General features: G+C 57.2%; 12 protein-coding genes. 7 read left to right on the top strand and 5 right to left on the bottom strand.

Annotated features, from left to right (window positions below; genetic code table 11):
• Window positions 1-119: 119 nt before the first annotated feature.
• Both EYC79_RS17020 and EYC79_RS17015 read right to left on the bottom strand, forming a co-directional pair.
• Complete coding sequence (locus tag EYC79_RS17020) at window positions 120-1208, bottom strand: hypothetical protein (RefSeq protein WP_130978726.1); 1089 nt, start codon at window positions 1206-1208, stop codon at window positions 120-122.
• Window positions 1205-2452, bottom strand: a complete 1248-nt coding sequence (locus EYC79_RS17015) for a lipopolysaccharide biosynthesis protein (RefSeq protein ID WP_418123248.1) — start codon at window positions 2450-2452, stop codon at window positions 1205-1207. Before EYC79_RS17015 ends, EYC79_RS17020 begins: the two co-directional genes overlap by 4 nt.
• Before the next feature lie 161 nt (window positions 2453-2613).
• Between EYC79_RS17015 and EYC79_RS17010 the strand changes: the two genes are divergently transcribed.
• The 6 genes from EYC79_RS17010 to EYC79_RS16985 all read left to right on the top strand — a co-directional run bounded on the left by EYC79_RS17010 (window position 2614) and on the right by EYC79_RS16985 (window position 9229).
• Entirely contained in the window at window positions 2614-4083 is a 1470-nt protein-coding gene (locus tag EYC79_RS17010) for a GumC family protein (protein ID WP_130978725.1), read from the top strand.
• Between the two features lie 44 nt (window positions 4084-4127).
• Window positions 4128-5432: an O-antigen ligase family protein gene (locus EYC79_RS17005; protein ID WP_165457062.1), complete on the top strand. Its 1305-nt coding sequence runs from the start codon at window positions 4128-4130 to the stop codon at window positions 5430-5432.
• On the top strand, window positions 5404-6174 hold the full coding sequence (locus tag EYC79_RS17000) for a polysaccharide deacetylase family protein (protein ID WP_130978723.1): 771 nt from the start codon (window positions 5404-5406) through the stop codon (window positions 6172-6174). Before EYC79_RS17005 ends, EYC79_RS17000 begins: the two co-directional genes overlap by 29 nt.
• 9 nt (window positions 6175-6183) lie before the next feature.
• Complete coding sequence (locus EYC79_RS16995) at window positions 6184-7425, top strand: glycosyltransferase family 4 protein (protein WP_130978722.1); 1242 nt, start codon at window positions 6184-6186, stop codon at window positions 7423-7425.
• A gap of 167 nt (window positions 7426-7592) precedes the next feature.
• Entirely contained in the window at window positions 7593-8801 is a 1209-nt protein-coding gene (locus EYC79_RS16990; protein ID WP_245495309.1) for a glycosyltransferase family 4 protein, read from the top strand.
• Window positions 8802-8977: 176 nt separating this feature from the next.
• A complete protein-coding gene (locus tag EYC79_RS16985; RefSeq protein WP_130978721.1) occupies window positions 8978-9229 on the top strand; it encodes a hypothetical protein in 252 nt (83 codons plus the stop codon).
• Window positions 9230-9419: 190 nt separating this feature from the next.
• On the opposite strand, the gene EYC79_RS16980 is transcribed toward EYC79_RS16985, so the two are convergent.
• A complete protein-coding gene (locus tag EYC79_RS16980) occupies window positions 9420-10559 on the bottom strand; it encodes a ceramide glucosyltransferase (RefSeq protein WP_130978720.1) in 1140 nt (379 codons plus the stop codon).
• Between the two features lie 271 nt (window positions 10560-10830).
• The gene (locus EYC79_RS16975; protein ID WP_130978719.1) at window positions 10831-11292 is read right to left on the bottom strand and encodes a hypothetical protein; all 462 of its coding nucleotides are present in this window, start codon (window positions 11290-11292) and stop codon (window positions 10831-10833) included.
• Window positions 11293-11410: 118 nt separating this feature from the next.
• On the opposite strand from EYC79_RS16975, the gene EYC79_RS16970 reads away from it, so the two are divergent.
• The gene (locus EYC79_RS16970) at window positions 11411-11704 is read left to right on the top strand and encodes a hypothetical protein (RefSeq protein ID WP_130978718.1); all 294 of its coding nucleotides are present in this window, start codon (window positions 11411-11413) and stop codon (window positions 11702-11704) included.
• A gap of 67 nt (window positions 11705-11771) precedes the next feature.
• On the opposite strand, the gene EYC79_RS16965 is transcribed toward EYC79_RS16970, so the two are convergent.
• Window positions 11772-12638: a glucose 1-dehydrogenase gene (locus tag EYC79_RS16965; RefSeq protein ID WP_165457061.1), complete on the bottom strand. Its 867-nt coding sequence runs from the start codon at window positions 12636-12638 to the stop codon at window positions 11772-11774.
• Window positions 12639-12648: the final 10 nt, after the last annotated feature.

Raw genomic sequence — 12648 nt, 5'->3', positions numbered from 1 at the left:
GCGCCGGTTATGGTCGCAAAACTAAAGCATGGACCTGAAAAAATCGGCGTCTATTTTCGGAAAGCACGATGCGCCAATTTAAAGCGTTATCGCGCTCTTTGTGCGTCTCAAAGGACGCTCTAGTAAAAGTCGCGTGTCAGACGTGTCCAGCCTTCGCCACCGAGACCGCCGAAATAGGCCCGACCATTTTCCATCGCCTCCTTGAACAAGGCAGAGCGGGAGGTTGCGGAGATGCCGGTGAAGTAGCGATACCAGATGCGGCTGTAGCGGGAGAGAGACCTAATCATCTCGGGTCTGGCCTGGGAGCAGGCATAGGTGAAGCCGGACCGTTGGAGTGCGAGCAGGGTGGCATCGACAACGGCATCCTGAGCCTTGTCTTCGTAAAGAAGATCAAGGATATGCGCAGAGCCACCCATTTCACCTACACATGAGAAGACGCCAACGACATTGCCGTTCTTATCCTTGACCTGAGCCAGCATCAGCTTGCCGCGTCCGTCCTCTCCCTCCGAGGCGTTGACGGCCCAGGTGACGTAGCGCTCGTCATAGACCGGCGCGACCACATACCGTGCCAGATAACGATTCGCATATTCGGCAAAGACAGCAGGTGTTGCCTCCACCACACTGTATCCGTCCGCCGTCGTCACGTTGTTAGCAAGACGATTGTCAGGAAGCTGACCGCGGCTGATGAGGCGTGGAAAGCGGTCGAACAGCTTCATTCTCAGGAAATTGATAAGCGCCGGGACTGGTTTGAACATCTTGTACCACCGCAGAGCCTGAACCTGGAGTTCGATGCCGCCGATCGCCTTGAAATGGGCAATGCCGATCGGGGCGCCGCTGTCTGTAAAGAGGATGCTGTCGGATTTCGGTCGGGTGCTTAAAAACACCGCTGCAGCGGCGCGGGGATTGGCATCGGGCGTCGTCGCGAAGCCGCAGGTCAGCCTCGCAATCACGGTCTCCTCACCGATACGATAGGTGAGCGGTATGATGTTCAGGAGCGTTTTCAACGCGCCAGTGTCATCGACTGACACGAGGCTCCCATTTTCGGGTGTGTAATTGGGATGCGTAAAGAGGATCTCAGACAGGTGCGCTCCCAGCGCTTTCGTCTTCGGCTTCGAACGGGATCGGAACACCGCCGTAAAAAGTTCGCTCATCTGGGGAATATCGGCCAGTTCTGCGGGGCGAAGCTTTGAAGTGTTTTTTGTCGTCATAATTGAACGTCCTTGCTTGCTGCGATGGAGCGGGCGACATACGCACGAACCACGAGCCATGAAGCGATCACGATGCTAAATTCGATAATATATGCTGAGATGAAAATTCCGTAGGGCGGCCAGAGCCATGCAGCCACGCCGATCACGAGCGCGCCGATGCCGTTTGCGAGGTTGAGTACCCAGGCGCGCGCTCCATGTTCACCAGCCGCTCCCAGCAGATCGACCGCAACCGACCAGATCGCGATAAAGAGGATCAGCGGGGCCAGGATCCTGACGAATGTCGGCAGGGACACATATTCCGTTCCGAAGATCAGCGGCATGAGGGAGGCTGCGAAGAAGATGAAGAGGGCTGCCGCCAATCCAAGGCCGATCGCGATTGCGAGAATACGCATTGTCAGCTTGAAGGCATGGTGGATGCCGTTCACGCTGGCCACGGCAAGGTGAGGGTAAATAAGCCGGTTCAGCGCATCGACCGCCATGTAGCTGCTATCGGTAATGCGCCTGGCGACGCCGTAACTGCCGACCATTTCGGGGTTCGCCACCAAGCCGAGAATAAGGAGATCGACGTTCTGACGGAAGGCGCGAAAGATGAATGGGGTGGCGAAAAGAACCCCTAGGCGGATTTCCGGGCGGTCCAGCCTGTAGTCCGGCCGCGCGATGCGAAAGGCGAGAAACCCGTAAAGCGCAAGCGTCAGTATGAATGACACCATCTGCCATGTTGCCCAGCTTTCGACCGTATTGACGTCGAAGGCGATGCAGGCAAGAGCCGCAGTCAACGTTCGGATCAGCGCAAATCCCATGATCGAGGCATTGGCGGCAGCGTTTCGGCGGTGTGCCAGAAAGATGGTCTCGCCCAGCATGATCAGGCGGACCAGGACGATGTTGGTCAAAAGCAGCTGAAAGGTTATCCAGAGGTTCTCAGCTGGCGCCTCGGCAAAGCGCATGAAGTGCGGCAACACGATTATTCCGAGAAAGATCAGCACCGCTCCGCTGATGCCGCTCAGGATAATGCTGTGGCCGAAGATGCGCGGAAAGCAGGATGGGTCTTGCGGAACGCGGCGAACAAGGGATTCCGACGCGCCCATGCCGCAAAGATGGACGGCAATGTTGGTGACGGCGATCAAGGAAACGTAGCGACCGAATTCGTCAGCACCGAAAGTTCGCGCGAGTATCGCAAATGTGATGAGTTGCGCGGCATTGGCAATCAGAAGACTTGCCGAGGATGCGCTATAGGACAAGAGCATTCCAAGCAATCTGGATGTATTTCCTGGTGCGTTTCTTGCCATGTTTCATTCCATGCCGAGAAAGAGGAGGGGCGTAAACCATTTCTCAGCGGTCTGTGTGGTTTATGGGAGCTATAAGCTGAAAATGTTTCGTTTCGATTGACACAAAGGTCCGGTCGCGCATGTACGAGTATCCAAAGCAGAAGCGCGTCGAGCGCCCAACGCCGGAGCCTTTGCCGCGTCCAACCCTCGATGCAAAACAGCTCGCACCTTCGGGCCCCATCATCACTCCCGGCAATATCTTTCTTTGGTTGCGCCGCGGGCTCTTCGTCATTTTGCTGTTTGCTATTGTCGGCGCTGCTGCCGGCGTCGCCTTCGGCGTTCTCGTCAAGCCGCGCTACACGGCCTCAATGGATATCCTACTGCCGCCGCCGTCCGGTCAAGTCCTTCCAAATGAATTGACGGTTCCCGCCCTTCAGAGCGAAGCTCAAATCCTGGACATGTCCAGCAAAATTCTGCTGCTCAATTCCGGCAACGTTTTGCGACGGACGGTCGAGCGCGAGCAGTTGCAGCAGCTTCCGGAGTTCAACCCTTCGCTTGAACCTGGCTTCAATCTGATGGAAGCGCTGGGTCTCTCCAGCCCTAAGCCTCCAGGCGATCAAACCTTGACCGCGATGCGAATTCTCGACAAGCGCATCAAGGTTAGCCGCCAAGGTGGGACCTATCTGGTCAACATCACCCTCTGGACACGCGATCCCGAGCGGTCGGTGAAGATACTGGCGACACTTGCCGAGTCCTTCAGGCAAGAGCTTGAGGCAGGGCGCAGCGATCTTGCAAAGAATGCGAGCGCAGCGCTAGCAACCCGCCTTGAAGAGTTGAGGGGTGCCGCGACAGAAGCAGCCAATGCGGTTGTGGAATTCCGGCAGAAAAACAATCTCCAGGATCTCGGTAGTGTGGGCTCCGTCAATATTCAAAGCCTTTCGCAGCTGAACACGCGGTTGAACGATGCCAACTCCAGACTCCAGGACGTCCGAGAGCGCTACAAAAAGCTGAGCCAAACGTCAGCAAATGGTGTTGCCGGTACCAGTTCGCTGTCGTCACCGCTGCTCGATACGTTGCGCTCGCAATATTCGGTTCTCAAACAGCAATATGACGAGCTGGCACTGACCTACGGAGAACGCTATCCGAAGCTTGCTGCGTCCAGGGCGCAGCTGGCGACGCTTAGAAGCGAAATCGCCCGCGAGACGGACCGCGTCTTGCAAAGTGTCAAGATCGAGATGGATCAGGCGCAAAGTGCGGTCGATAGTCTTCGCAGTCAGATCAACACAGCGCAAGGCCGTGTGTCGAATGACGATGCGGCGCAAGTCGAGCTACAGGATTTGCAGAGAAATGCCGAGGCTAAAGCAGCGCTCTACGACACGTTCCTGAAGCGCGCTGGTGAAACCGGAGAGCAGGAACAGCTCAACGTTTCCAATCTCCGGATCGTCACCGAGCCGGTGCCGCCTGAAAGGCGCAACTTCCCCCCGCCGACATCATTGCTTGCGATCGGCGGCTTGATTGCAGGGCTCTTGCTTGGTGTATTTTTTGTCATCGCAGGTCGGACACTGATTGAACTCAGGCGCAACGACTGGCGGTTCGAGCGGCTCGTGTGATGCAGGCAACCACAATCTCGCCAGCGCAGCCAAACGGACAGCACATGAAGGTTAGAGTAGCGACCTTCATGGCGGTCTTCCTGTTCTACTTCATCACCACGAATCCATTTATCGACCTTGTGAAACTGCAATCCGCCGGAACGGAAATCGTATCAGGGTCAAATTTTCTCAATCAGATGACGTTCTTGCTGATCACGTCTCTGACCATCTATGCGGCCGTGAACCATCCCATGCGCTCGCAGATCGCCCAGCCGAGAGTTTTGATCATCGCCCTTCTAGGGTGGTTTTTCATCTCGTCCGCGCTTTCGAACTATCCCATCGACGCAATCAAGCGGACGATCCTGGCTACTCTGACCTTCTTCAACGCAGGCATGTTCCTGCTTCTTCCCCGCTCGGAGGAGCAATTCGCCCGACTGATGCTCTATGGCACAGCCATCACGCTCAGCGTGGCTTACCTCGGGGTAATTTTTCTGCCGCGGCTTTCTATCCATCAGGCGGCTGAAATCGTCGAGCCGATGAATGCGGGTTACTGGAGAGGCCACTACGCACACAAGAACCTCACGGCTGCGGTGATGCTGCAGATCACATTTTTCGGGCTCTACTTCCGCAGTGCAGGATGGAAGAAAAGCGGCATCGCCATTGCTGTTCTGGCCGTCTTCTTCCTCATGCATACGGGCGGTAAATCCTCGACCGCGATGTTGCCCATGATCCTTATTCTACAATGGATGTTCGAGAAATTTCGCTGGACGCGGTGGTTTATCGCGGTGGGCGGTATCGTCGCCTTTAACACTCTGATCCTTGGCGCCACCCTATCATCGGATTTCCGAAGCCTGGTCGTCTCGGTCGGCATTGATCCGACCTTCACCAACCGCTCGGACATCTGGAAGATCGCCTTTGATGCGATCGCCCAATCGCCAATCCTCGGCTATGGCTTCCAGGGCTTCTGGCAAACGCCTGACCTGATGCAAAGCCCGGCAGGTCTGGAGACTTGGGCGGTGCGGGCTTTTAACGGTCATAACGCTTATGTGGATACCCTGCTGACGACAGGCATCCCGGGGTTGCTGCTGGCGCTGACGCTGGTCATTCTGGTGCCAATGCGGGCGATCGCTCGACTGGACCGAGCACCACCAAATGATCCGGCATTGACGCGCCTGTTCCAGCGCACATGGCTTTGCGTGCTCTACTCTGCCTGTCTCGAGGCTATTTTCTTCCAGAATGGCAGCCCGGTGTTTTTCATCTTCCTCATCTCCATTTTCGGCTTGGTCCTGCAGTCCAGGATGAGCCTCGTCAAAGAACCGATTGTGACCAGGAAGGAAAGCCATGGCGCTCTTATCCAAAGTCAGCGGTAAGCTTGATTATCTGCGAGAACGTGTTGCCGAACGGGCTGTGCGCGCTCTGCCCGCATCGACGCTGAACGTCGCCTGTCGTCGCCCCGTTGTGTCCTTCACTTTCGATGATGTGCCCTGCACGGCGTTAAGCGCCGGTGCGAAGATTCTCGAGGAGAACGGGGTCCGTGGCACGTTTTACATTGCCGGAGGGCTCCTCAATCGGGTGGAGCCGGACCGCAACATCATCTCGGAGGAGGGCTGTCGCGAGCTTGCCGCAGCTGGCCATGAACTCGGCTGCCATACGTTCGGGCATGAGATCGTCCACACGCTGTCGGGCCGGGCCTTGCGTGAAAATCTCACCCGTAACGGCGCCTTGCTCGATAGCTTTGAGCCGCCGGTGACGAAACGAAACTTTGCCTATCCCTATAATCAGGGGTCGCTACGGCATCGGCAACTCTTTGCCGACCGTTATGAGACGGCGCGCGGAGGTGGGGATCGCATCAACCGTGGGAAGGTCAACCGCGGCTTCCTCTGGGGAATGGAGATCCGCCAGCCGGAACAGGACGCCCTCGCATTGGTTCGGCAGATCGACGACGTGGTACGGGAGCCAGGCTGGCTGGTGTTCTTCACCCACGATGTCAGCGACACGCCGACACCCTATGGATGCACACCTTCGACATTCTCCACATTGGTGCGCTACGCTATTTCGAGCGGTTGCCTCGTTCTGCCGGTTCGGGATGCTCTTCAACATGTGGAGAGTTGAGGTGACGCAATGAGCGGGACGCTTCTGGCAATCAACAATTACCATTACCGCCGCGGTGGCGCGGACGCGATCTTTCTCGATCAGATGGATATGTTTGCCCGCTCCGGGTGGAACGCCGTGCCCTTTTCCATGCAGCATCCAGACAATCTGCCATCGGAGTGGTCGCCCTATTTCGTTCCTGAAATCGAGTTCGGTCGCCAAGGCGGTCTGATGGCGAAGATCGGTCACGGGCTGGAGATCATCTATTCCCGCAAGGCGCGACAGAGCCTGGCTGCGTTGATCGATCAAGTGCGGCCTGATGTGGCGCACGCCCACAATGTTTATCACCACATTTCTCCGGCGATCTTCCCGCTCTTGAAGAAAAAGGGAATACCCACCGTTATGACGGTGCATGACCTGAAGCTCGCCTGTCCCTCCTACAAGATGCTGGCGCCGGATGGCGTTTGCGAAAGATGCAAGGGCGGGCGCATCTATAATGTGCTTCTTCACCGCTGCATGAAGGGATCGATTGCTCTGAGCGGTCTGGTCATGGTGGAGACCGCCGTGCATCGTGCGCTCCGGCTCTATCGCGATCATATCGACAAGCTCGTGGTTCCAAGCCGGTTCTACAGGCAAAAGCTGATCGAATGGGGATGGCCGGGCGACAAGCTGGTCTATATTCCAAACTTCGTCGACCATGCGATCAGCGAACAACGCTTTGCCGTTGAGGAGGGCGACTACTTTTTGTTCGCGGGGCGTCTCGCGCCCGAAAAAGGCCTCGATACCTTGATCCGGGCGGCTGCACGGTCGGGGCAACGTCTGCGTGTTGCGGGCACGGGACCGGAAGAAGCAGAGCTTCGGGCGCTGGCGCAGAGAGAAAATGCCGATGTCGAGTTCCTCGGCTATCTCAGCGGCCAAGCGCTCCATGAAACGGTGGCCGGTGCCAAGGCGCTCGTTCTTCCCTCCGAGTGGTATGAAAATGCGCCGGTCAGTATTCTGGAGGCCTATGCCTTGGGTCGTCCGGTGATCGGAACGGATATAGGGGGTATTCCGGAACTGATAAAACCAGGAGAGACAGGGCTTATCGCTGCACCCGGCGATCCGGATGATCTCGCAGGAGCACTCAACGCGATGAACCAATTCTCTGCAAGCGAGCGCAAGAAGATGGGCGAGCGTGGTCGCGCCTGGGTTAACCAAGAATTCTCTCGCGGCGCTTTTTTCGAAAGGACGCTGGACCTTTATCGAGGTTTAGGGATTCCGTCTCTCGGGTAGGTCTATCGTATTTTAGATAATTATAATTTACCTGTTATGTGAAGGGTTTCGTCAATAAAATGGCGCTACGGTGCAGAGTAGGCGAGGCGGCGTGAAAGCTGTCCGCCGGTTGCTGGTATCATGACTGTACCGTAGGAGTGGGTAGGATGCCCGGGAGGAAGCGAGTAGTGGACTATACGGCGTCGAAACAGACGACGGCACTTCGGGCGCGCAGGAATGCCGACGAGGTCCACTTTCCCGATCTTGATGCGGTTCGCATTTGTGTGATTGGGTTGCGCGGTGTACCGGGTGTACCGGGCGGTATCGAAACCCACGTTGAGCAACTTGTTCCAGGGCTGGCCGAAAGAGGCGCCGACGTTCACGTCTATGCGCGTCAGAATTACGTCGCCGGCGAAGTTCCTTATGTCTGGCGCGGCGTCACCGTTCATCCGACATGGGCGCCGAGCAACACGCGACTGGAAGCCATCGTCCACACGCTTCTCGCACTCTTCAAAGCCAGAAGGCTAAAACCTGACATCGTCCACATTCACGCGGTCGGTCCCTCGCTGGTGGCACCCTTGGCGCGCCTGATGGGGATGAAGGTCGTCTTCACCCATCACGGCTATGATTACGACCGCGAAAAGTGGAACACGCTGGAGAAGAAGGTTCTGCGTCTTGGCGAATGGGCAGGCATGCGCTTCGCCCACGGCCGTATCGTCGTTGCCAAACATATTGCCGATGCCATGCAGGCAAAGTTCAATCGCAACGTCCATTTCATCCCCAATGGCGTGCAGATCGATATCGAAGCCGCAGATGATACCGTCCTCGATGAATTCGGGCTGACCAAAGGTCGCTACGTGCTGCTGGTGGCACGCCTTGTCGTCGAGAAGCGCCAGATGGATTTGATCGAGGCCTTTCTGCATGCGGATATGCCGGACACCAAACTGGTTCTGGTCGGCGGCGGGGACGCCCGAAGCGACTATGCGGAAAAATTGAGAGCACGGGCGAAATCGCATTCGAACATCGTGCTGACAGGATCGCAATCGGGCGCAAGGCTTGGTGGGCTGTTTGCCAATGCCGGACTTTTCGTTCTGCCTTCCAGTCATGAGGGGATGCCTATAGCGCTTCTCGAGGCGCTGGCTTACGGCCTTCCAATATTAGCAAGCAACATCGAGGCGAACCTGGCGCTGGAACTGGATGCCGAATCCTATTTCCCCTTAGGCGATGTCCCGGCGCTTTCCCAGGCAATGCAGAAAAAGCTCTCGGACCGCAAGACACCTGCACTAGCCTCCGTCGATGTGGGCGAGATGGGCAGCAAGATCATGGCGCGCTATAACTGGACGACCATCTGCGAGCAGACAGCCTCGCTTTACCTCTCCGTCCTAAAGCGTAACTGACATCAGACCTACGGGGATTTGCGTAGCGTTACAGAACCGGCCTGAAACAGGAACCGATCGACGCAAGCGCGATGCTGAGCCCCAAATGACATACGCGCGTCATAATAAGGCATGCCGGTTGAACGATCAGCGTCTTTAAACGTTGCTTTTCAAATGCAATGGTGAGGAGCGCTGAGTTGGTTTTCGATGCGAGCGAGGCAATGAGCCGGTTTGGAGAGAGCCATACAACTGTTGTTTTATGGCAGCGTTTCGAGGTCTCTCACAGGGAGATGTTCGACTCCCTTTGGAGTGCCATTGAATTTGTTCGAAACACCGCGTTTCGACCGAGCCGCGTTGAACTGCATGTTCACCGCGGAGGGCACGATGTGCTGATCGCCGGCGATGAACTCGCACTGCTTCTGGCGGAACACGAAGAGCAGAAGGCCTGAGGAAACATGAGTCAGTGCCAAGTTTGAGAGGATTACAGAAAAGCGTAGTTCTCTGGTTCCATGGCACTTGCTCTCCCGCCATCCTGGAAGCGCGTCGCAATCTTTCAGGCTCGGTGCCTACGCTTTAAGTCTTTGTTTTGCCAGATGTCGTTATCGCAAAGCCGCTCCACACCTTTGCTCAGACCATGCTTTAGCCGCTGAGCGTGCTTTCCTGCGTTCCGACGGTCATCATGTTGCCGCGCCACGAAACAGAGGACCCCATCCAGCTTCTTGCCCAGATAAGCGGGAGCAGCGCATCGCGCATGATCATGGCTGGAAAGCTGGTCCATGAGACATGCCAGCCTTTGAGTTTTGCGAGTGCCAGTTCTGGAAGGTAGTAGAGCCCGAGGACGGCGACCATAACCGCTACCAGCGTCTTGCCGTCTGCGCCGGCGAGCAGGGCTGCGGCGAGGGCCAGAAACAGAGGTGGAATTCCGCCGACAAGGATTTCAGGCGCGAAGAATTGAGGGAAGGTCACCCGTCGCAACCGGGCCCATCGGGCCTGCCGCGACCAGACCTCGGCAAAGCTGCGCGTGCCGAGCGGCTGTTCGAAAGGGGCCGGCGCAAGGTGAACGTGGCGTCCACTTGCACGAACGAGCTTCGTCGCGGCGGCATCCTCCGCAATTTCCGCTCCAAGAGCTTCTATACCGCCGAGGGAGTCAAGAAGCGGCTTGTTCCATAGCATTGTCTTGCCCTGCGCAAAGCCCTGGCCCAACGTTTCTGCGGCATATTGGTAGCGGCACTGAAATGTGTTGAGGAAGGTGCATTCAAGCTCCGATCCAAGATCGGCGGGGCGTGAGCCAAGCGGCGGCGAGCAGACGAGGCCGCTATCCTTACGCCATGCGCTCATCAGCGTCGCAATATAATGATCGGGCATCAGCACGTTGGAATCGGCGAGGATCACCCATTCGCTGGTCGCCGCACGCCAGCCCTTGACGCAATTGTTCAGTTTGGGATTGGCGCTGATCCGATCATCACCCACCAGCAAGCTTGCCCGAATGTGAGGGAAGGCGGCGATGTTGGATCTGACGTGCGGGATCACAGCATCTGTGCTATCCGCCACACAAAAGATGATCTCGTAGTTTGGCCAGTCCAGCTGAAAGGCACGAGGAATCGTCAGGGCTGTAAAATTCTCCACACCTCGAAGCGGAATAACGAGGGAGACGGGCGGTTGAGTTTGTGGCTCTGAGCCGCGCCTCGTCGTTGGTTTCACACGGATCGCGGTGAGAGCTATGCTCAACAGGTGGACGAAAATCAGCGCGAGGGCGAGAACGGCGAGAGCGATGTCCATGTGCAACTCCACACATCCGGATCTGCCCGGCGTTTAGGTTTCTATCGCAACTATAACGCTTTCATGACAGACGGATGTCATATGGCTCCGCCTGTCACATAGTTTTCATTCTACTGTGGATGAGCAATATTGCACGCATTCATCTGCAAATGCAGTGAGGTTTAAGACTATCGCACCGGTCCGAAAATCGGAACCGATCTTCGGACCGGTGCGATGCGTCGGTTCAATGGGCGAAACGCGTCTCTCATGCGCCCCAAACAACGTGCGCCATCTAGCGCGTCATGCCCCAGACGTAGCCAAGCAATGCCGCCAGTCCTACAGCCTGAAGAGGGTGCTTTCGGACTTGCCGGATTACCGTGTTCTGAACGGAATCAATTTCACTCTTCGCGACGCGTGCCGATCCGGAAATCATCTCCTGAGCAGATCCCGTAATACGCCCAAGTTCAGAGCGCAGCGCTCTGATCTCTTCCATCGCGCGACCGGTTTCCGGATCGTCGTGGCGTGCTCTGACAGCCGCAAGAGCCTCATCCACCTTTGGTGTGTCCTCCGTTTCATGTTCCTCCGCGGGTTCAGTTGTCGCGGTTGCTGTCGTCGGACTCGTTTGAGAAACAGGGTCGGAGGCAGGGAACGTGTCTTCGAGCCCCGTCTGAAGATCTTCTTTTCCGGTGCGCTGTCTTGCCTGCTCGTCATGCAGTGAGGCAACGGCAGGTGACATAGAATTTTTGTCGGACATGGTTTTGTCTCCGTAAGGGTTCGTCGTCTCAACTTCTCAGACGCGGGAGGGTTCCGGTTCGATCGATGATGGATTACGGCGGGCTCGAGATGACGCTGCGTTGCGGGTGCGAGCGGTCATGCTCCACCGCGATAATGGTGGAGAGCCGAAGCGGGTGGAGGCGTCCTCGGCCGGCAGCGCATTTGCCACGAGGAAGTCGGGCTGCGCCTCCGCCGCGACGATACGTGCATTGCCCTACCACCTGGATCGAGCATTCTCGCCCCAGCGCGGGTCGCGTCTGCATCTGCCACAGGAAACCAGCTTAAAGATGTTCAGGCTTTCGGATGGCTGGGGTCGGATGACGGAAGTGGTCTCGTTGAAGCCATATGTGCGTTGCGGGCCGGCCATGGGAATCTCCTCCCTACTCTCCTGACCGAACCGCAGATGGGCAAGGCGGTTCCGTACGGCCCCGCCCACATTTCCTCTTTTGACCGTCGGTCTCAGATCATGATTTCGCCACCGGTGACGGGAATGACGGCAGCGGTCATGTAGCTGCCGCGGTCCGACGCCAACAGAACATAGGCGCCGGCAAGCTCGGCCGGCTGTCCAGCGCGACCCATCAATGTCTGCTCACCGAACTTTTTGGTCTTCTCCACGCCCATGGTAGACGGAATGAGCGGTGTCCAGATCGGGCCAGGCGCGACCGCGTTTACGCGGATACCTTTTTCGGCGACCATCCCGGCGAGCCCGGCCGTAAAGTTAAGGATCGCACCTTTGGTGGAGGCATAGGCGAGCAGGTGTGGCGAGGGCTGCTTCGACTGGATCGAGGCGGTGTTGATGATCGAGCTTCCGGATTGCATGTGGGGCACGGCAGCTTTTGACAGGAAAAACGGCGCATAAATATTGGTCTTGAAGGTCTGATCCCACTCGGCTGACTCGATGTCGCCGATGTCCGCATAGGTGCGCTGGAAAGCGGCGTTGTTGACGAGGATATCGATCTTGCCGAATTCGTCGACGGTGCGCTGTACCAGTGCCTTGCAGTGTTCTTCCGAGGTGATGTCGCCAGGAACGGCGACCACCTTGCGACCGGCTTCCTCTACCCATTTGACGGTATCGCGCGCGTCCTCATCCTCATCGAGATAGGAGATGACGAGGTCGGCGCCTTCACGTGCAAACGCAATTGCAACGGCCTTGCCGATGCCGGAATCCGCGCCGGTGATCAGAGCAACCTTGCCGCTTAGAAGGCCGCTGCCCTTATAGGACTTTTCGCCGTGATCCGGCTTTGGCTCCATCTGACCGGTGGTGCCTGGTGGCGCCTGCTGCTGTTCAGGATAGGGCGGGGAAGGGCGGCGAATATCGGCATCCATGTTTGTGCTC

The sequence above is a fragment of the Agrobacterium cavarae genome, assembly GCF_004310285.1.
Lineage (GTDB): Bacteria > Pseudomonadota > Alphaproteobacteria > Rhizobiales > Rhizobiaceae > Agrobacterium > Agrobacterium cavarae.
This window is presented reverse-complemented; position numbering and strand designations above follow the sequence as displayed.

Bases quoted from the DNA above. Each gene is read 5' to 3' on its own strand.
- EYC79_RS16970 (WP_130978718.1), top strand. From the start codon at position 11,411: ATGCTCCACCGCGATAATGGTGGAGAGCCGAAGCGGGTGGAGGCGTCC.
- EYC79_RS16965 (WP_165457061.1), bottom strand. From the start codon at position 12,638: ATGGATGCCGATATTCGCCGCCCTTCCCCGCCCTATCCTGAACAGCAG.
- EYC79_RS17000 (WP_130978723.1), top strand. From the start codon at position 5,404: ATGGCGCTCTTATCCAAAGTCAGCGGTAAGCTTGATTATCTGCGAGAA.
- EYC79_RS17010 (WP_130978725.1), top strand. From the start codon at position 2,614: ATGTACGAGTATCCAAAGCAGAAGCGCGTCGAGCGCCCAACGCCGGAG.
- EYC79_RS17005 (WP_165457062.1), top strand. From the start codon at position 4,128: ATGAAGGTTAGAGTAGCGACCTTCATGGCGGTCTTCCTGTTCTACTTC.
- EYC79_RS16980 (WP_130978720.1), bottom strand. From the start codon at position 10,559: ATGGACATCGCTCTCGCCGTTCTCGCCCTCGCGCTGATTTTCGTCCAC.
- EYC79_RS16995 (WP_130978722.1), top strand. From the start codon at position 6,184: ATGAGCGGGACGCTTCTGGCAATCAACAATTACCATTACCGCCGCGGT.
- EYC79_RS16975 (WP_130978719.1), bottom strand. From the start codon at position 11,292: ATGTCCGACAAAAATTCTATGTCACCTGCCGTTGCCTCACTGCATGAC.
- EYC79_RS17015 (WP_418123248.1), bottom strand. From the start codon at position 2,452: ATGCTCTTGTCCTATAGCGCATCCTCGGCAAGTCTTCTGATTGCCAAT.
- EYC79_RS17020 (WP_130978726.1), bottom strand. From the start codon at position 1,208: ATGACGACAAAAAACACTTCAAAGCTTCGCCCCGCAGAACTGGCCGAT.